Annotated in this window: 17 protein-coding genes; all 17 read right to left on the bottom strand. The window is 68.2% G+C overall.

All coding sequences use genetic code 11. The features are described from left to right. Positions 1 to 7: 7 nt before the first annotated feature. Complete coding sequence (rpsJ, locus tag ABD285_RS06165; RefSeq protein ID WP_120761912.1) at positions 8 to 316, bottom strand: 30S ribosomal protein S10; 309 nt, start codon at positions 314 to 316, stop codon at positions 8 to 10. A 412-nt stretch (positions 317 to 728) separates the two neighbouring features. Continuing rightward, positions 729 to 1,697, bottom strand: coding sequence for a DNA topoisomerase IB (locus ABD285_RS06160; RefSeq protein ID WP_284254388.1), 969 nt, complete (start codon positions 1,695 to 1,697; stop codon positions 729 to 731). Positions 1,698 to 1,899: 202 nt separating this feature from the next. After that, positions 1,900 to 3,093: an elongation factor Tu gene (gene tuf / locus ABD285_RS06155; RefSeq protein WP_344201122.1), complete on the bottom strand. Its 1,194-nt coding sequence runs from the start codon at positions 3,091 to 3,093 to the stop codon at positions 1,900 to 1,902. Between the two features lie 71 nt (positions 3,094 to 3,164). After that, positions 3,165 to 5,279: an elongation factor G gene (gene fusA, locus ABD285_RS06150; RefSeq protein ID WP_344201119.1), complete on the bottom strand. Its 2,115-nt coding sequence runs from the start codon at positions 5,277 to 5,279 to the stop codon at positions 3,165 to 3,167. Positions 5,280 to 5,384: 105 nt separating this feature from the next. Beyond that, positions 5,385 to 5,855, bottom strand: coding sequence for a 30S ribosomal protein S7 (rpsG, locus tag ABD285_RS06145; protein WP_284254386.1), 471 nt, complete (start codon positions 5,853 to 5,855; stop codon positions 5,385 to 5,387). Positions 5,856 to 5,859: 4 nt separating this feature from the next. Continuing rightward, entirely contained in the window at positions 5,860 to 6,234 is a 375-nt protein-coding gene (gene rpsL, locus ABD285_RS06140; protein ID WP_284254385.1) for a 30S ribosomal protein S12, read from the bottom strand. 220 nt (positions 6,235 to 6,454) lie between these two features. Continuing rightward, the gene (locus ABD285_RS06135) at positions 6,455 to 7,261 is read right to left on the bottom strand and encodes a hypothetical protein (RefSeq protein ID WP_344201114.1); all 807 of its coding nucleotides are present in this window, start codon (positions 7,259 to 7,261) and stop codon (positions 6,455 to 6,457) included. Further along, positions 7,261 to 7,959, bottom strand: coding sequence for a hypothetical protein (locus ABD285_RS06130; RefSeq protein ID WP_344201111.1), 699 nt, complete (start codon positions 7,957 to 7,959; stop codon positions 7,261 to 7,263). The genes ABD285_RS06135 and ABD285_RS06130 overlap by 1 nt, the downstream gene beginning before the upstream one ends. Then, positions 7,956 to 8,999 (bottom strand): type IV pilus assembly protein PilM, encoded by a 1,044-nt coding sequence (gene pilM / locus ABD285_RS06125; protein ID WP_284254382.1) that lies wholly within the window; start codon positions 8,997 to 8,999, stop codon positions 7,956 to 7,958. Before pilM ends, ABD285_RS06130 begins: the two co-directional genes overlap by 4 nt. A gap of 35 nt (positions 9,000 to 9,034) precedes the next feature. Beyond that, entirely contained in the window at positions 9,035 to 9,853 is an 819-nt protein-coding gene (locus ABD285_RS06120; RefSeq protein WP_284254381.1) for a prepilin peptidase, read from the bottom strand. Beyond that, positions 9,853 to 11,592, bottom strand: coding sequence for a hypothetical protein (locus ABD285_RS06115; protein ID WP_344201108.1), 1,740 nt, complete (start codon positions 11,590 to 11,592; stop codon positions 9,853 to 9,855). Before ABD285_RS06115 ends, ABD285_RS06120 begins: the two co-directional genes overlap by 1 nt. Further along, positions 11,583 to 12,152 carry a PulJ/GspJ family protein gene (locus tag ABD285_RS06110; RefSeq protein WP_344201105.1) on the bottom strand — a complete coding sequence of 190 codons (570 nt, stop codon included), beginning with the start codon at positions 12,150 to 12,152 and terminating at the stop codon, positions 11,583 to 11,585. Before ABD285_RS06110 ends, ABD285_RS06115 begins: the two co-directional genes overlap by 10 nt. After that, positions 12,145 to 12,543, bottom strand: coding sequence for a type IV pilus modification PilV family protein (locus tag ABD285_RS06105; protein ID WP_284254377.1), 399 nt, complete (start codon positions 12,541 to 12,543; stop codon positions 12,145 to 12,147). Before ABD285_RS06105 ends, ABD285_RS06110 begins: the two co-directional genes overlap by 8 nt. A gap of 84 nt (positions 12,544 to 12,627) precedes the next feature. Beyond that, positions 12,628 to 13,056: a type IV pilin protein gene (locus ABD285_RS06100; RefSeq protein WP_284254376.1), complete on the bottom strand. Its 429-nt coding sequence runs from the start codon at positions 13,054 to 13,056 to the stop codon at positions 12,628 to 12,630. Between the two features lie 143 nt (positions 13,057 to 13,199). Next, the gene (locus ABD285_RS06095; RefSeq protein ID WP_284254375.1) at positions 13,200 to 14,429 is read right to left on the bottom strand and encodes a type II secretion system F family protein; all 1,230 of its coding nucleotides are present in this window, start codon (positions 14,427 to 14,429) and stop codon (positions 13,200 to 13,202) included. After that, positions 14,429 to 16,045: a type IV pilus twitching motility protein PilT gene (locus ABD285_RS06090; RefSeq protein WP_344201101.1), complete on the bottom strand. Its 1,617-nt coding sequence runs from the start codon at positions 16,043 to 16,045 to the stop codon at positions 14,429 to 14,431. The genes ABD285_RS06095 and ABD285_RS06090 overlap by 1 nt, the downstream gene beginning before the upstream one ends. Positions 16,046 to 16,080: 35 nt before the next feature. Next, positions 16,081 to 16,592 (bottom strand): GspE/PulE family protein (locus ABD285_RS06085; RefSeq protein WP_344201098.1); only part of this gene is annotated, 512 nt, incomplete at its 5' end.

The following is a 16,592-nucleotide window of genomic DNA, read 5'->3' as shown; positions in this document are numbered from 1 at the left end:
GGGGTCCTTAGAGCTTGATCTCGATGTTGACGTCAGCGGGCAGATCGAGACGCATCAGCGAGTCGACGGCCTTGGGCGTCGGGTCGATGATGTCGATGAGCCGCTTGTGGGTGCGCTTCTCGAAGTGCTCGCGGGAGTCCTTGTACTTGTGAGGGGAACGGATCACGACGACCACGTTCTTCTCCGTGGGCAGCGGCACCGGGCCGACCACCGTCGCGCCCGCGCGGGTCACGGTGTCGACGATCTTGCGTGCCGACGCGTCGAGTCCGGCGTGGTCGTACGACTTCAGCCGGATGCGGATCTTCTGTCCCGCCATGCGTTCTCTCTCTCGTTCCATGCGCGGTCCCGTCCCCGTCTCCGGTTCCGGTCCGCACCCGCGCGACACTGCTGTTCGCGCACCGCTGTTCTTCTGTCAAAGCCCCTTCGCACCCCGCGGTCGGGCGTGTCGTGCACGCGGCACACACGTCTCCCACGAAGGATCGGGGTTCGATTGAAGCTGTGTTCTTCTACCCGCGGCCCAGCCCGGCGATTACTCGGGGCTGTGCACTGCTCTGGCAGTGAACCGCGCGCGAGGCGCGGCGTATTGAACTAGAAGAGTTTGCCACACCCCGGGAGGTGCTGCAAGCCGGGCGTGTCGCCTGAAGGTGGAGGTCCTTTCGGACCTCCACGGCGACACGCCCCGGCGACCGTCTCGGGCGCCGGTTGTCGGCCTGAGCGGTCAGCTGACGCTACTCGAAAAGCAGCGCCCGGAGCTCGCTCTCGGCGGCGTGCAGCCGGTTCGGGTCGATCGTGCGTCCCTCGTCGTAGAGGTCGACGACCCGGGGGTCGACATAGCTGGCGCGGGCGACGGCGGGGGTGTTGCCGAGCACCGCGGCGGCGACCCGCATCGCCTCCGCGACGGCACGCTTGCGGGCCGTCGGCGACGACTTCGGCCCGGCCTGCGCGAGCGAGGCGGCCGCGGCGATCGTGCCGTGCAGGGTGCGGAAGTCCTTCGCGGTGAACTCGCCGCCGGTGCGCTCATGGACATCCGCGTTGATGTCGGCCGCGGCCACCGGATGCCATCGCCCGTCCTCGTGCCAGGCCAGCAGCTTCGCTCGAGTGCCGCGTCGCTTCAGCGCCCGGACGACGGCGGCGAGGTCGGCATCCCGGATCTCGCTGCGCCACTCCTTGCCGCTCTTGGCCGGGAAGTCGAGCAGCACCTCGTCGCCGCGCACCTTCGCGTGCGCGCCCCGCAGCGTCGACAGGCCGTAGCTGCCGTGCTCGTCCGCGTAGCGCTCCGACCCCACCCGCAGGCTGCCCGTGTCGAGCATCCGGAAGGCCGCCGCGAGGACGCGCTCCCGGCCGAGGCCTTCGCGCCGCAGATCGAGCGTGACGCCCCGCCGCGCGACCGGCAGCGACTCGGCAAGGGTCAGGGCGCGGTCGAACTTGATGCGGTCCTTCTGCTCGCGCCAGGTCGGGTGGTAGAGGTACTGGTGGCGCCCTGCGACGTCGATGCCGGTCGCCTGGATGTGGCCGTTGGCGTAGGGCGCGATCCACACGTCGGTCCAGGCGGGCGGGATCGCGAGGGCCGCGATCCGGTCGAGGAGCACCGGGTCGTCCACCCGCTGCCCCGTGACGTCGCGATACCAGAAGCCCCGACCGGCGCGGACGCGACGGATGCCCGGTCCGCTCGAATCGGATCGGCGCAGGCGCGGCATGGCTCGACGGTATGCGGCGACCCGGGCCGTGCGTCGAGTGCCCAGCCGGAATCCAGAGGTCGGCCGCATCATCCGAACGACGTCTTGCCATCCGATCGCATCCGCGCGGGGCGCGTCGGATGGCAAAGAGACGATCTGTTGTCAGCGGGGACGCGGAAAGGGGCCGAGCCGTGTGGCTCGACCCCTTCGCGTGGTGCGGGTACTACTTGAGGATCTTCGTGACCGTTCCGGCGCCGACGGTGCGGCCGCCCTCGCGGATGGCGAAGCCCAGGCCCTCCTCCATGGCGATCGGCTGGATCAGCTCGACCGACATGCCGACGGTGTCGCCGGGCATGACCATCTCGGTGCCCTCGGGCAGCGTGATGACGCCGGTCACGTCGGTGGTGCGGAAGTAGAACTGCGGACGGTAGTTCGCGTAGAACGGGTTGTGACGGCCGCCCTCGTCCTTGGACAGGATGTACGCCGTGCCCTCGAAGTTGGTGTGCGGCGTGACCGAACCCGGCTTGACGACGACCTGACCGCGCTCGACGTCCTCGCGCTTGGTGCCGCGCAGGAGCAGACCGCAGTTCTCGCCGGCCCACGCCTCGTCGAGCTGCTTGTGGAACATCTCGATACCCGTGACCGTGGTCTTCTGCGTCGGGCGGATGCCGACGATCTCGACCTCGGAGTTGATCGCGAGGGTGCCGCGCTCCGCGCGACCCGTCACGACCGTGCCGCGGCCGGTGATGGTGAAGACGTCCTCGATGGGCATGAGGAACGGCTTGTCCTTGTCGCGCACCGGGTCGGGGATGCTGTTGTCGACGGCCTCCATGAGGTCGAGGACCGACTGCGTCCACTTCTCGTCGCCCTCGAGCGCCTTGAGGCCCGAGACGCGCACGACCGGCGCGTTGTCGCCGTCGAAGTCCTGGCTGCTCAGCAGCTCGCGGACCTCGAGCTCGACGAGCTCCAGGATCTCCTCGTCGTCGACCATGTCGGCCTTGTTGAGCGCGACCAGCAGGTAGGGCACGCCGACCTGCTTGGCGAGCAGCACGTGCTCGCGGGTCTGCGCCATCGGGCCGTCGGTCGCCGCGACCACGAGGATCGCGCCGTCCATCTGGGCAGCACCGGTGATCATGTTCTTGATGTAGTCGGCGTGACCCGGGGCGTCGACGTGCGCGTAGTGGCGCTTCGGCGTCTCGTACTCGACGTGCGAGATGTTGATCGTGATGCCGCGCTGGCGCTCCTCGGGAGCGGAGTCGATCGACGCGAAGTCACGCGGGACGTTGACAGCCGACGGGTACTTGTCCGCGAGCACCTTCGAGATGGCGGCGGTGAGCGTCGTCTTGCCGTGGTCGACGTGACCGATCGTTCCGATGTTGACGTGCGGCTTGGTCCGCTCGAACTTGGCCTTGGCCACTGTGGGTCCTCCTCAGGATCCGGATTTCGGTTACTTACTGTAGTGGGGCTCTGCCGCCCCGGCTTGTTGAGCTAGTCGCCCTTGCCCTTGAGCACGATCTCGTCGGCGACGTTCTTCGGCACCTCGGAGTAGCTGTCGAACGTCATCGAGTAGACGGCCCGGCCCGAGGTCTTCGAGCGCAGGTCGCCGACGTAGCCGAACATCTCCGACAGCGGCACCTTCGCGGTGACGACCTTGACGCCGGTCGCGTCATCCATCGACTGGATCTGGCCGCGCCGCGAGTTGAGGTCGCCGATCACGTCGCCCATGTACTCCTCGGGCGTGCGCACCTCGACCGCCATGAGCGGCTCGAGGAGCACCGGCTGCGCCTTGCGGGCCGCCTCCTTGTACGCCATCGAGCCGGCGATCTTGAACGCCATCTCGGAGGAGTCCACGTCGTGCGCGGCACCGTCGACCAGGGTCGCCTTGACGCCCACGGTCGGGTAGCCCGCCAGCACGCCGACCTGCATGGCGTCCTGGATGCCGTGATCGACCGAGGGGATGTACTCGCGCGGCACGCGACCGCCGGTGACGGCGTTCACGAACTCGTACGAGGTCTCCGGGGTCACCTCGAGCGGCTCGAGCGTGATCTGCACCTTGGCGAACTGGCCGGAGCCGCCCGTCTGCTTCTTGTGGGTGTAGTCGTACTTCTCGACCGCGCGGCGGATCGTCTCGCGGTAGGCGACTTGCGGCTTGCCCACGTTGGCCTCGACGTTGAACTCCCGCTTCATGCGGTCGACCAGGATGTCGAGGTGGAGCTCGCCCATGCCCTTGATGATGGTCTGGCCGGTCTCCTGGTTCTGCTCGGTGCGGAACGTCGGGTCCTCTTCGGCGAGCTTCTGGATGGCGGTGCCCAGCTTCTCCTGGTCCGCCTTCGTCTTGGGCTCGATCGCGACCTCGATGACCGGCTCCGGGAACGTCATCGACTCGAGGATCACCTGCGCGTTCGGGTCGCTCAGGGTGTCACCGGTGGTGGTGTCCTTGAGGCCGATGACCGCGTAGATGTGCCCGGCGGTCACGTGATCGACCGGGTTCTCCTTGTTGGCGTGCATCTGGAAGATCTTCCCGATGCGCTCCTTCTTGCCCTTGGTCGAGTTGATGACCTGGGCGCCCGTGTCGAGGTGGCCCGAGTACACCCGGATGTAGGTGAGTCGTCCGAAGAACGGGTGCACCGCGATCTTGAAGGCGAGCGCCGAGAACGGCTCCGAGGCGTCGGCGTGACGCTCGATGACCTTCTCCTCGTCGCGGATGTCGTGTCCCTCGACTGCCGGCATGTCCAGCGGCGACGGGAGATAGTCCACGACCGCGTCGAGCATCGGCTGCACGCCGCGGTTCTTGAACGCCGAGCCGCAGAACACCGGGTACAGCGCGCTGTCGATGGTGAGCTGACGGACGGCGGCCTTGATCTCCTCGGGGGTGATCTCCTCGCCGGCGAAGTACTTCTCGAGAAGCTCCTCGCTCGTCTCGGCGACCGTCTCGAGCAGCACCGCGCGGTACTCCTCGGCCTTCGCCTGAAGGTCGGCCGGGATCTCCTCGATGGCGTACTCGGCGCCCATCTTCACGTCGCCCTTGGCATCGCCGCGCCAGGTGAGCGCGCGCATGTAGACCAGGTCGACGACGCCTTCGAACGACGACTCCGCGCCGATCGGGATCTGCATCACGAGCGGCTTCGCGCCGAGGCGCTTGATGATCGTGTCGACGGTGAAGTAGAAGTCCGCGCCGAGCTTGTCCATCTTGTTGACGAAGCAGATGCGCGGCACGTCGTACTTGTCGGCCTGACGCCAGACGGTCTCCGACTGGGGCTCCACGCCCTCCTTGCCGTCGAAGACGGCGACCGCGCCGTCGAGCACGCGCAGGTTGCGCTCCACCTCGACGGTGAAGTCCACGTGTCCGGGCGTGTCGATGATGTTGAGCTGGTAGCCCTCCCAGAAGCACGTGGTCGCCGCCGACGTGATGGTGATGCCGCGCTCCTGCTCCTGCGCCATCCAGTCCATCGTCGCGGCGCCGTCGTGCACCTCGCCGATCTTGTGGTTGACACCGGTGTAGAAGAGGATCCGCTCGGTCGTCGTCGTCTTGCCGGCGTCGATGTGCGCCATGATGCCGAAGTTGCGGACCTTCTTGAGGTCGGTGAGCACGTCCTGTGCCACGGGGGTTCCTTACTTCTTGGTGGTGAGAGGGTCGAGTAGCGCGAAGCGCGCATCGAGACCGGGGTTTCGATACGCCGCTTCGCGGCTAGTCGACCCGCAGGGTTGTTACCAGCGGTAGTGCGCGAAGGCCCGGTTGCTCTCGGCCATCTTGTGGGTGTCCTCGCGGCGCTTGACCGCGGCACCCAGGCCGTTGGAGGCATCCAGGATCTCGTTGGTGAGGCGCTCGGTCATCGTCTTCTCACGACGCGACTTCGCGTACGAGGTCAGCCAGCGCAGCGCGAGGGTGTTCGCGCGGTGCGGCTTCACCTCGACCGGCACCTGGTAGGTCGATCCGCCGACGCGGCGGCTCTTGACCTCGAGGGTCGGGCGCACGTTGTCGAGCGCCTTCTTGAGCACGGTGACGGCATCCTGATCGGACTTCTTGGCGACGCCCTCGAGCGCGCCGTAGACGATGCGCTGGGCGAGGTCCTTCTTACCGTCGACCAGGATCTTGTTCACGAGCTGGCTGACGACGGGGGCACCGTAGACGGGGTCGTTGACGACGGGGCGCTTGGGCGCGGGTCCTTTACGAGGCATCGGCTTACTTCTTGTCGAGCTTCGCGCCGTAACGGCTGCGAGCCTGCTTGCGGTTCTTGACGGCCTGGGTGTCGAGCGCGCCGCGCACGATCTTGTAGCGCACGCCGGGGAGGTCCTTCACACGACCGCCGCGGACGAGCACCATCGAGTGCTCCTGCAGGTTGTGGCCCTCGCCGGGGATGTAGGCGGTGACCTCGGTGCCGTTGGAGAGCTTGACGCGGGCGACCTTGCGGAGGGCCGAGTTCGGCTTCTTCGGGGTGGTGGTGTACACGCGCGTGCACACGCCCCGCTGCTGCGGGTTGGCCTTGAGGGCCGGCGCCTTGGTCTTGACGACCTTCGGCGTGCGGCCCTTGCGGACCAGCTGCTGGATGGTGGGCAAACCTGCTCCTATGTCATTGCTGCACGGTGACAGCGTTGATGGTGTTCCATCGGGATCCGCCCCCGGCACCGGAATCGGTGCGGGACAGCTGACGGATATGCCGTGGGGGTCGAGCCGCCGGGTGGCGGTGACCCTTCCCCGCGCGCATCCCAACAGACCCTCGCGGGCGTTCGTCAGGCATGGGGAACGTGTGCGACGAGCGCACACCCGAATAAGGGTACTACTTCGTGGGCGTCGGCGCAGGTCGGGGCGTCTGCACGGTGCTCGACGGGGTCGGAGTGGGCGTGGCGGCGCCGGTCGATGTCGGCGAGGATGTGGCGCTCGGCGAGGCTGCGGACGCCGAGGGATCGTGCACCACGAAGACGAACCCGGACACCGTTCCACCCGCCGGGGAGCTCGTGTACGCCATCGAGCTGACGAGGATCAGCCGCTTGCCGGTCTGGAGCCCGTTGACGAAGGCCGTCACCTGGCTCGGGCCGCTGCTCAGCGAGATGTCGATCGGCACGACATAGAGCTTCGACGCCAGGTCGCCAGTGGGAGTCTTCGGAGCGGCGGCGACCGGAGCGGCGGCCGTCGCGGCCGGGGCCGGCGTGGCGGACGCCGCGGGCGTGGCCGACGAGGTCGGCTGCGGCGTCGACGACGCCGCCGACTTCGCAGGCGTGCCGCTGCCGCCCGCGGTCAGGCCGTAGGGCTGCGCCTCGCCGGCCGTGATCGAGGTGATCGACGCTCCTGCTGCCGAGGCGATCGCGGCGACCTGGTCGAAGAAGTCATCGAGGTCGACGGTACCCGGCACTGAGAGCTGGAGGCTCGCCATCTGAGCCTGCAATTCGTCGAGCTTGTCGTACTGGCCCCGCATCGAGGCGAGCACGGTGCGCTGCTGCGCGTTCTGCTGCTGAACCTGCGCGCGGCTCTGGTCGGCCGCGGCCGCCTGCTGGAGCAGCGGCGATGCGCCGAGGAACCAGCCGAGGGCCACGATCACGAGCACCGCGAGCACCGCGATCAGGTGCCAGGTGCGTGGGCTGCGCATCATCGCGATGCTCCGTCCGCCGGGGCGTCGCTCGACGCCGGTGCCGGAGTAGCGAAGCGTCCCGACAGGGCGCCTGCGCCGAGCGTCAGCGAGATGGTCGTCTCGACCCCCCCATCGCCGGCAGTGGAAGACTGCACCGTGGAGTCCGCGTACCCGGGCAGGCTGCGCAGCATCGCGGTGACCGCCTCGATGTCCGGCGGTGCCGGGCTCGAGATCACCAGCGCGAGCACGGCGATCCGCGGCGCACGCAGGGGACCCTCCGGAGCGAGCGCGGCCCCCCATGGCGTCTGGCCCGTCGCCGTGACCGACGACAGCGAGACACCCTGCGGCAAGCCCGACCCGATGCGGCCGATCAGCGGGGCCCACAGCACCTCGAGCGAGGTGCCCACCTGCTGCGTCTGCTTGATGGCGCTGACGGTCGAGGCGATCTGCGTCGCCTGGTGATACTTCGCCTGCGCGGAGATCACGGTCTGGGTCTCGGACTGCGCCGAGGCGAGCGCCGCCTGGGCGGAACCGGCGGTCACGACGCCGAATCCGTACATCGCCGCGGCGACGGCGACGCCTGCCACGAGCGCCAGGACGACGAGGCGCTGTGCGCTGCGCACCTTCTCGCGAGCCTGGACCGAGGGCGGCAGAAGTTGCACGCGCGGCTCGCCCGCGAGCACCAGATTCCGCGTGGCGTTGGTCGTGGCGCTCATGCGTGGCTCCCGAGCGCGAGGCCGATCGCGGTGACGTACGCGTCCTGCTCTGTCGGCGCCGGCCGCGCCCGGGCCTTCGAGGCGACGGCTACGTAGGGGTCGGCCGCGGCGATGGGCAGCTTCGTCATCTCCGACAGCGCGCCGGCGAGTCCGCTCAGCTGGGCTCCGCCGCCGGAGAGCACGATCCGCTGGATCGGCGCGGCAGGGTGCGCGTTGGCGTAATACGCGAGCGTGTTGCGGATGCCGGAGATCAGCTCGCCGACCACCTCGTACACGATCTCGATGATCGGGCGGTCTTCCAGGCGCATCATCGGACCGCCCATGCCGAGCGCGCGCTTGGCCTGCTCCGCCTGCTCCGGTGGCCACTGCAGCCGCGACGCGAGCATCCTCGTGACGTCGTCGCCGCCGTTGGGAAGAATGCGGACATAGCGCGGCACCCCGTCGTCGACCACGACGACGTTAGTCGTGTTCGCCCCGAGCGAGACGATGACGTCACGGCCGCGTGCGGTGCGCAGCGGCGCGAGAGCGCGCGCGACGGCAAAGGGGATCAGGTCGACGTGCACCGGATGCAGACCGGCGCCCATGACGGCCGCGACATTCGCCGTGATCGCGTCCTTGAGCCCCGCGACGAGCAGCCCGCCCACGGCCGGACCGTTCTCGCCCTGCTCCTCCGTCAATGGGTAGAAGTCGAGCAGCACGTCGGCGATGGGCACCGGCAGCAGCTCCTGCACGTGGAACGGAAGCGACTCGCGGATCTGCTCGAGCGGAGCCCGCGGAACCGTCAGGTCGCGAGCGAACACGCGCTGTCCCCCGATGCCCAGCACCACGTTCTTCGACTTGAAGCCCGCCGCGGACCACAGCCGGCGGAGCGCGGTCGCGACCGTGCTCTGCTCCACCACCTCGCCGCGGCGCACCGCCGATTCCGGCACCGCGATCTCGTGCTGCCGGACGATCAACGGCTTCGCCGTGTCACATCCCTGCACCTCGACGGCGCGTACGGCATTGCTGCCGATGTCGACACCTACGACTGTCGTTCCCATTGCGGATCCCCCGATTCCGTATTTCTTTCAGTGACTCACGTCAGCCCGAACAGGGCGAGGTAGCTGGCGACGATCCGATCACCGAAGAGGATGCCGATCCAGGCTCCGGCCAGCATCCACGGCCCGAAGGCGATGGCGGTCTTGCGTCCGCGACCGGCGGCCAGCAGCACTATGCCGAACAGGCCGCCCAGGATGAATCCGCCGATGCCGGCCACGACGAGCGGCGCCCAGCCGAGCCAGCCCGCGAACAGGCCGATCACGCCCGCGAGCTTCACGTCGCCGAGCCCCATGCCGCCGGGCCGCGGCACGGCCAGCAGCAGATAGACGACGAGCATTGCGCCGGCGCCCACGGCCGCGCTGATCAGCCGGCCGAGGTCGGCGCCGAGCCCGGCCGAGAGCGTCAGCAGAACTACGCCGACGGGGTAAGCGGGCAGCACGATCGCGTTCGGCAGCCGATGGGTCTCGATGTCGATGACCGCGAGCGCGAGGCTGATCGCCGCGAGGTAGAGGAACGCGGCCAGCGCAAGAGCCGATGAGCCGAGCATGGTGGCCGACGCCGACGCGAACAGCGCGGGCGCGAAGAACTCGGCTACCAGCACGAAGAACGCGGCACCGGCGAGTTCGATGAGCGGGTAGCGGATCGAGATGCGAGCTCTGCAGTCGCGGCAGCGCCCACGCAGCACGAGCCACGAGACGAGAGGGATGTTGTCATGCCACCGCACCTCATGGCCGCACGATCCGCACGCGCTCCGCGGCGACACGATCGATATGCCGCGCGGCACACGGTAGACGACGACGTTCAGGAACGACCCGATGATCGATCCGAACGCGCCGAGCGCGACGACAGCGGCCATCAGTTGGACTCGGAGACGTTGCGGGACGACAGCAGGGTGCGAGTCGACTCGACGTCATTGGTCGTCGTCGTCGACGTCGTCGTGGTCGACACCGGGGTCGACGGCGTGGCGTGGCCCGTCCACAGGTCCCAGCCGGGCAGGCCGACCGTGAGGTAGTGAAGAGTCGCGCCGCCGGAGATGCCCGCCTGCCCTGCGAACACCTGACCATAGAGGTTCAGGCCCGAGGCCAGAACGATCTGGCAGGGGCTGTACATCATGAGAGAGATGTTCGACTGCACGGTGAACCCGCCGTCGATGTTGTAGCTCGAGCCGCTGGGGCAGGTCGGCTTGCCGTCGGCCGTGCTGTCCGGCGTGACCATCCAGAGGCGCGCGTTGGCAGACGAGGTGAAACCACCGCTGCCGGTCATGCTGAACTTGTTCGAGATGATCGCCATGTCCCCGTCGAGGGCGATCTTGTCGGCACCGCCGACGTAGATGCCGCCGGTGCATGCGAGGGCGTTCACGACGATCGGCGTGCTCGGGTGATCCTGCACGGCATTCCGCAATTCCGTCGTGCCGCACGTGCCACTGGTGGCGGGCAGCTTGACCTCGGTGAACCCCGTCCAGTCGCTCGCGGTGTAGGCGAAGTCGACCCAGTCCGGCACCACGGGCACCGACGGGGTCGCATACGGGCTGGTGCCGGGCGTGGAGGGGCTCGTCGTGGTGATGGTGCCCGAGACGAGACCGCTCGACCACGCGGGCGCCGAATACGTCTTGGTCGTGACGTTCCCGCTGATCTTGGAGCCCCAGTCCATGGTCGTCGCGCCGTAGATCCATGCGTTGCCGCCGACCTTGCCGCCGCCCGAGAACGTGAGCGACGTCGCGGTCACGTTCTTGGAGACCGAGCTGCTGCCACCCGACATCGACACCGGGCCGGTGGACCAGAGGCTGCCACCCACCGATCCACTGGGGATCGAGACGCCGGCCGCGACCACGTTGCCGCCGACCTTCACGCCGCCGGAGATCGTCGTGGAACCGGTCGACCAGACGTTGCCCGCGATGTTGCACGATCCGCTGAGGTTGAGGTTGCCCCCCTGCACGACCAGGTCGGAAGCGCCCGATGCGGCGCCGGAGCATGAGACATTGCCCGTCTTCACCATGATGTCGGGCGAGTTGCCGTCCACCGAGACAAGCGTGCCCGAACCGCTGAAGCCCTGCGAGCTGTAGGCGTACACGGCAGGGCCGCTGGAGTTGATCTGCGTCGGCGGCGTCGTCGTCGTCGTGCTCGTGCTCGTCTGGGTCACCACGGCGCCCGCCGAGAGGATCGCCTCGAGGTTGGTCCTGTCGCCGGACGTCGCTGCGCCGACCGCGTTCGCGTCGGCGTAGCCGGTGGAGAGGATCCGCACCTGCGTCGACGTGTCGGAGGGGCATCCGCGGCGCCAGCCAGTGCCGAACGGCATCCAGATGGTGGCGAAGTATGCCGGCGTCGCGCCCACGTCGCTGCGGTACGCGCCACCGTGAACCGCGCAGTCCTGGGCGACGAGACCGGCTCGCGCCGCGGCGATGCCCGCCTCGGCGGCGGCCTGCGACTGCACGCCGGCACGGGTGTTGGAGCTGTAGCTGACGGCCGTGATGACGGAGCTCGCGACCACGGTGGTGAGCAGCATGCTGACGCCCATGAGGCCGAGGACGGCGGCCAGGGCGACGCCCCGGTCGTCGCGGGTGCCGCGGAGGGAGCGCTGGATACGGGTCAGAAGCATGAGTTGTCCTCCGTGGTGCCGGTCAGAGGTGATGCCGAGGTCTGAATGGCGACGGACGGATGCCCGGCGCGGTGGGTGTCGAACGTGACGGTGAGCACGCTTCCCGTGTCGTCCGGCGCGAAGACCGGGGCCGTGCCCCGGGGCGTGACACCGCTGGCGAGCAGCGTCCAGCTGGTGAGCTGGGCCGACGTCGGCGCGGTGATGCGGGTGCCGGGTGTGCTCGTCGTCATGCGGAGCGACTCGTCGGCAGCGGAGTAGTACCAGCCGTAGCAGGTCCAGGTCAAGGTGCTGCCTGTGCCCGCGGAGCGGGTGACGAGCAGTTGGTCGGATCCGACCGACGTCACTCGGAATCCGGAACCGTTCCGCACCCGGTCGGTGATGGTGGTCGCGACCTGTTGCCCGGAGGTGGTCGAGGACGTCACCGCGTCGACCGTCTGCTGCGTCTGGGTGAGGCTGATGAACAGCCCCCCGATGACCGTCATGACGAGCGTCGTGAGGGCGAGGGCGACCAGCATTTCGACGAGCGTGAAGCCGCTGTCACTCGCGGTGTGGTCAGTCATGTTTCACGTACACCAGGGTCGAGGCGGATGCGACGGTGTCGCCGCTGTCCTGCCGGACCGCGGACACCGTCACCGACACGGTCCCGCCGACGGCGGTGGGGCAGGCTCCGACGCTCGTGGTGACCTGGATCTCCACGCCCTGCGGATCGGTGAGCTGCTGCATGCCCGCGACGGACTCGACGAGGGTGCACTGCGGTCCTTTGGCCTGCGCTTTCTGCAACTGCTGGTTGACGAGCTGCGTGGCGGTGGCGAGCGTCGCGTTGGAGGACGACTGCTTGAGCCCCTGCACGAGGATCGGCAGGAACGCCATCGCGAGGATGGCGAGCATGAACATCGAGACGACGATCTCGACGAGGCCGAAACCTTCGTCCTCGGTGGTGATGCGATGCATGACGTCGACCCCCCTTCTCGTCGCCGAATTTGAAGCGAGTCGTGGGGCGCCGCGATGGACGCCCCACGACTCACGATCAGCGGGTTACGGTGTTGCCGCGCAGGTGCCGTCCTGGACGCCACCGCTGTTGGTGATGTGGAAGGGCTTCTTGCCCGAGCTGGCGCTGGTCGCGTCGATGCAGAAGTCCGGGCCATCGCCCTTCGCGATCGTGACCGTGACACCGGCGGTCGGGACGAATCCGTACGCCTGCGTCTCTAGATCGGCGATGGCGGTCGTGCCGGCCGGAGTGTCGACCAGGAAGCTGACATAGGCGACCTTGGCGTTCGCGAGATCGGACTTCGCAGCGGAGTCCTTGGCCTGGTCCTGCTGGCCGAGGAAGACCGGGATGGCGATCGCGGCGAGGATGCCGATGATCAGAACGACGACGAGGAGCTCGATGAGCGTGAAGCCGCCCTCGTTGTCCTCGAGACGCTCACGCTTGGTGCGCAGCGAGTTGTGGATTGCAGTAATCAATTTCCCATCCTTTGTCGTAAGACGTGTGTTGGACGGGTGGCCCCCCAAAAATGACCCCCCAAGTGAATATTCAGTTGTGGAAATGAAGTTGTGAATCCCGCGAACGGGGGCAATCCGGTTGTGACACGCCCCCAGTTGCAGGGTCAGTGGACGTTGTTGTAGATCGTGAAGATCGGCATGTAGAGCGCGACGATCATGCCGCCGATGACCGTGCCGATCACGGCGATCATGAGCGGCTCGATGAGCGAGGTGAGCTGCTCGGTCGTGGTCTGCACCTCCTCGTCGTAGAAGTCCGCGATCTTGCCCAGCATCTGCTCGAGCGAGCCCGAGTCCTCGCCGACGGCGATCATCTGGGTAACCATCGACGGGAACACCGGCTCCTCGGCCAGCGGCGCCGCGATCGTGCGGCCGGAGCGCACCGAGTCCTGCACCTTGCGCAGTGCGTTCTCGATGACCCAGTTGCCCGAGGTGTCGCCGACGATGGAGAGCGCCTGCAGAATCGGCACACCCGAGTGCGTCATGGTGCTGAAGTTGCGCGCGAACCGGGCGATGGCGACCTTGCGGAACAGCATCCCGAACACCGGTACCTTGAGCCGCCAGGGATCGACCCGAGCACGGACCTTCTCGTCGTGCTTGTGCCGGTTCCACCACCAGGTGAACGCGATGATGCCGACGGCCAGCACCGGTCCGATCCAGATCATGTTGTGCGAGATCGTCACGAGGATCTGTGTCGGCAGCGGCAGCTGGCCACCGAGGCTCTTGAACATGTTCTCGAAGATGGGAACGATGAACGTCACCATTCCGACCACTGACAGCAGCGCCATCACGAGCACGACGACCGGATAGGTCATCGCCGACTTGATGGTCTGGCGCAGCTTGACATCCTTCTCAAATGTCTCCGCGATCGAGTCGAGCGACTGGTCGAGGAACCCGCCCACCTCACCGGCCCGCACGAGATGGATCATGATCGGCGGGAAGATCCGTCCCTGCCGCGCGAGGGCGTCGGAGAGCGAGGATCCGGTCTCGACGAGCCCGCGCACCGACGTGAGAGCGCGGGCGAGCTTCTTGTTCTCGGTCTGCTCGCTGAGGATGGTGAGCGAGCGCAGCAGCGACAGGCCGGCGCCGACCATCGTCGACATCTGCCGGCTCATGACGGCGAGGTCCTTGAGCTTGACCTTCTTCTCGAGGAAGGAGATGTTGAGGTCCATCTGGAGACCGCTGCCGCCGGTGAAGGTCGACACCTCGATCGGCGAGATCGACATCGTGCGCAAACGCGTGACGACCGCGGCCTCGCTCGGCGCCTCCACCTTGCCCTTGACGAGCTTGCCGGCGCCGTCGCGCCCCTTGTAGGCGTAGGTGAGCAGATTCGACATCAGAAGCCCCCCAGCTGGCCGAAGCCGGCCGTCGGATCGTTGTCGCCGGTGCGGTGCACCAGACGTTTGAAGTCCTCGACGTCGTGCACCTTCTCCAGCGCCGCGCCGTACGTGATCAGGCCGCCGTTCACGAGCTCCGCCAGGTGCTGGTCCATCGTGTGCATGCCGTTCTGGCGCCCGGCCTGCAGGGAAGAGCGCACCTGGTACGTCTTGCCCTCGCGGATGAGGTTCGCGATCGCGGGTGTCGTCACCATGACCTCCGTCGCCACCGCGCGGCCGACACCGCCCGCCCGCTTGACGAGCGTCTGACAGACGACGCCCTGCAGGGTCGACGCGAGCTGCGTGCGCACCTGCCCCTGCTGATGCGGGGGGAAGACGTCGATGACGCGGTCGATCGTGGATCCGGCATCCTGGGTGTGCAGGGTCGCGAACACGAGGTGGCCGGTCTCGGCGGCGGTCAGGGCCACCGAGATGGTCTCCAGGTCGCGGAGCTCGCCGATCAGGATCACGTCCGGGTCCTGGCGCAGCACGTGCTTGAGCGCGTTGCCGAAGCTGTGGGTGTCGTTGCCGACCTCGCGCTGGTTGATCAGCGAGCGCTTGTTCTGATGCATGAACTCGATCGGGTCCTCGACCGTGACGATGTGGTCGGATCGGGTCTGGTTCACCAGATCGACGAGGGCGGCGAGGGTCGTCGACTTGCCGGAACCGGTCGGGCCGGTCACGAGCACGAGGCCGCGCGGGAGCTTGGCGAACTCCGCCACGACCTCCGGAACGCCCAGCTCGTCCAGCTGTTTGATCTCGACCGGGATGAGACGGAACGCCGCGCCGATGGCGCCGCGCTGCAGGAAGTAGTTGACGCGGAAGCGTGAGCTCTCGGACAGCGTGAACGCGAAGTCCAGCTCGAGCTCCTCGTCGAACTTCAGCGCCTGCTCGTCGCTCAGCAGGCTGTAGAGCGCCGCGGCGACGCGCTCCCGATCCCAGACGTCGGTCTCGTCGATGGCGCGGAGGCCGCCGTCGACACGGATCATGGGTGGCGCGCCGATCGACACGTGGAGGTCGGATGCCCCCTCGTTGACGACCGTCTCGAGCGCGGCCAGGAGATCGGCATCCGCCTTCCCGCGGGCCGCCTGCGTGTACTCGTCGTCCATGAAGACGGCGCGACGTGACTCCTTCTCCTTCACGAGGCGCAGCGGCGGCAGCGGCTCGTACTCCGGCATCGTGAGCAGGGACTCGAGCGGCGCCGGCGTGAGGCCCGGGATGCTCGTGCCCTGCGGAACCGGGGTGGCCACGGATGCCGCGGGTGCGCTCAGCACGGAAGGTTCAGCATCGAGCGAGTACACCGGGGTCGACAGCAGCGGGTCGCCGGGAGCCGGGATCAGGCCCGGGATCCCGGAGGGAGCCGGTGCCGGGGCCGGCGTCGCAGAAGACGCCGGGACCGACGGCTGCTCGACCGGCGTGACCGCGGGGGGCGGCAGCTGCGAGTAGTCCACCGCCGGTCCCGGCAGCTCAGGGGGGAGCTCGCCGCGCGTGGGCGGCATGGCTCCCGCGGCGCCCGGTGCTCCGAACGGCGGCTGCGCCGGATCGGTGACCGGGATCTCATAGGCCGGCTTGTTCACGGTTCCTCCCTCGGGAACGGCGGCATGACTCGGACTCACGCGACCACTCGCAGGATCTCCTCGATGGATGTCAGACCCAGCTGCGCCTTCGCCCAGCCGTCGTCACGCAGGGTCGACATGCCCTGAGCGACCGCGGCGCGCCCGATCTCGGCGCTCGACGCGCGGGCGACCGCGAGCCGCTCGATGTCCTCCGAGACCGGCATGACCTCGTGCAATGCGATCCGGCCTCGGTACCCCGTGTTGGAGCAGGAGGTGCAGCCGATGGGCTTGTAGAGGGTCGGGACCACCGTCTCGTGCCCGGCCATCAGACGCAGCGCCACGAGCTCCTCCAGCGGGTGCTGGTACGCCTGCTTGCAGCGGTCGCACAGCCGCCGTGCGAGTCGCTGGGCGACCACGCAGTCGAGTGCGGAACCCACCAGGAACGGCTCGATGTCCATCTCGATGAGGCGGGTGACGGCGCTCGGCGCGTCGTTGGTGTGCAGGGTCGAGAGCACGAGGTGACCGGTGAGGGCCGCCTCGATGGCGATCTGCGCGGTCTCGTGGTCGC

The sequence above is a fragment of the Pseudolysinimonas kribbensis genome (genome assembly GCF_039531715.1).
Classification (GTDB): Bacteria; Actinomycetota; Actinomycetes; order Actinomycetales; family Microbacteriaceae; genus Pseudolysinimonas; species Pseudolysinimonas kribbensis.
This window is presented reverse-complemented; position numbering and strand designations above follow the sequence as displayed.

Excerpts from the sequence above, each read along its gene's own strand:
- rpsJ (WP_120761912.1), bottom strand. The coding sequence starts at position 316 with ATGGCGGGACAGAAGATCCGCATCCGGCTGAAGTCGTACGACCACGCC.
- ABD285_RS06160 (WP_284254388.1), bottom strand. The coding sequence starts at position 1,697 with ATGCCGCGCCTGCGCCGATCCGATTCGAGCGGACCGGGCATCCGTCGC.
- rpsG (WP_284254386.1), bottom strand. The coding sequence starts at position 5,855 with ATGCCTCGTAAAGGACCCGCGCCCAAGCGCCCCGTCGTCAACGACCCC.
- ABD285_RS06135 (WP_344201114.1), bottom strand. The coding sequence starts at position 7,261 with ATGCGCAGCCCACGCACCTGGCACCTGATCGCGGTGCTCGCGGTGCTC.
- ABD285_RS06130 (WP_344201111.1), bottom strand. The coding sequence starts at position 7,959 with ATGAGCGCCACGACCAACGCCACGCGGAATCTGGTGCTCGCGGGCGAG.
- pilM (WP_284254382.1), bottom strand. The coding sequence starts at position 8,999 with ATGGGAACGACAGTCGTAGGTGTCGACATCGGCAGCAATGCCGTACGC.
- ABD285_RS06120 (WP_284254381.1), bottom strand. The coding sequence starts at position 9,853 with ATGGCCGCTGTCGTCGCGCTCGGCGCGTTCGGATCGATCATCGGGTCG.
- ABD285_RS06115 (WP_344201108.1), bottom strand. The coding sequence starts at position 11,592 with ATGCTTCTGACCCGTATCCAGCGCTCCCTCCGCGGCACCCGCGACGAC.
- ABD285_RS06110 (WP_344201105.1), bottom strand. The coding sequence starts at position 12,152 with ATGACTGACCACACCGCGAGTGACAGCGGCTTCACGCTCGTCGAAATG.
- ABD285_RS06105 (WP_284254377.1), bottom strand. The coding sequence starts at position 12,543 with ATGCATCGCATCACCACCGAGGACGAAGGTTTCGGCCTCGTCGAGATC.
- ABD285_RS06095 (WP_284254375.1), bottom strand. The coding sequence starts at position 14,429 with ATGTCGAATCTGCTCACCTACGCCTACAAGGGGCGCGACGGCGCCGGC.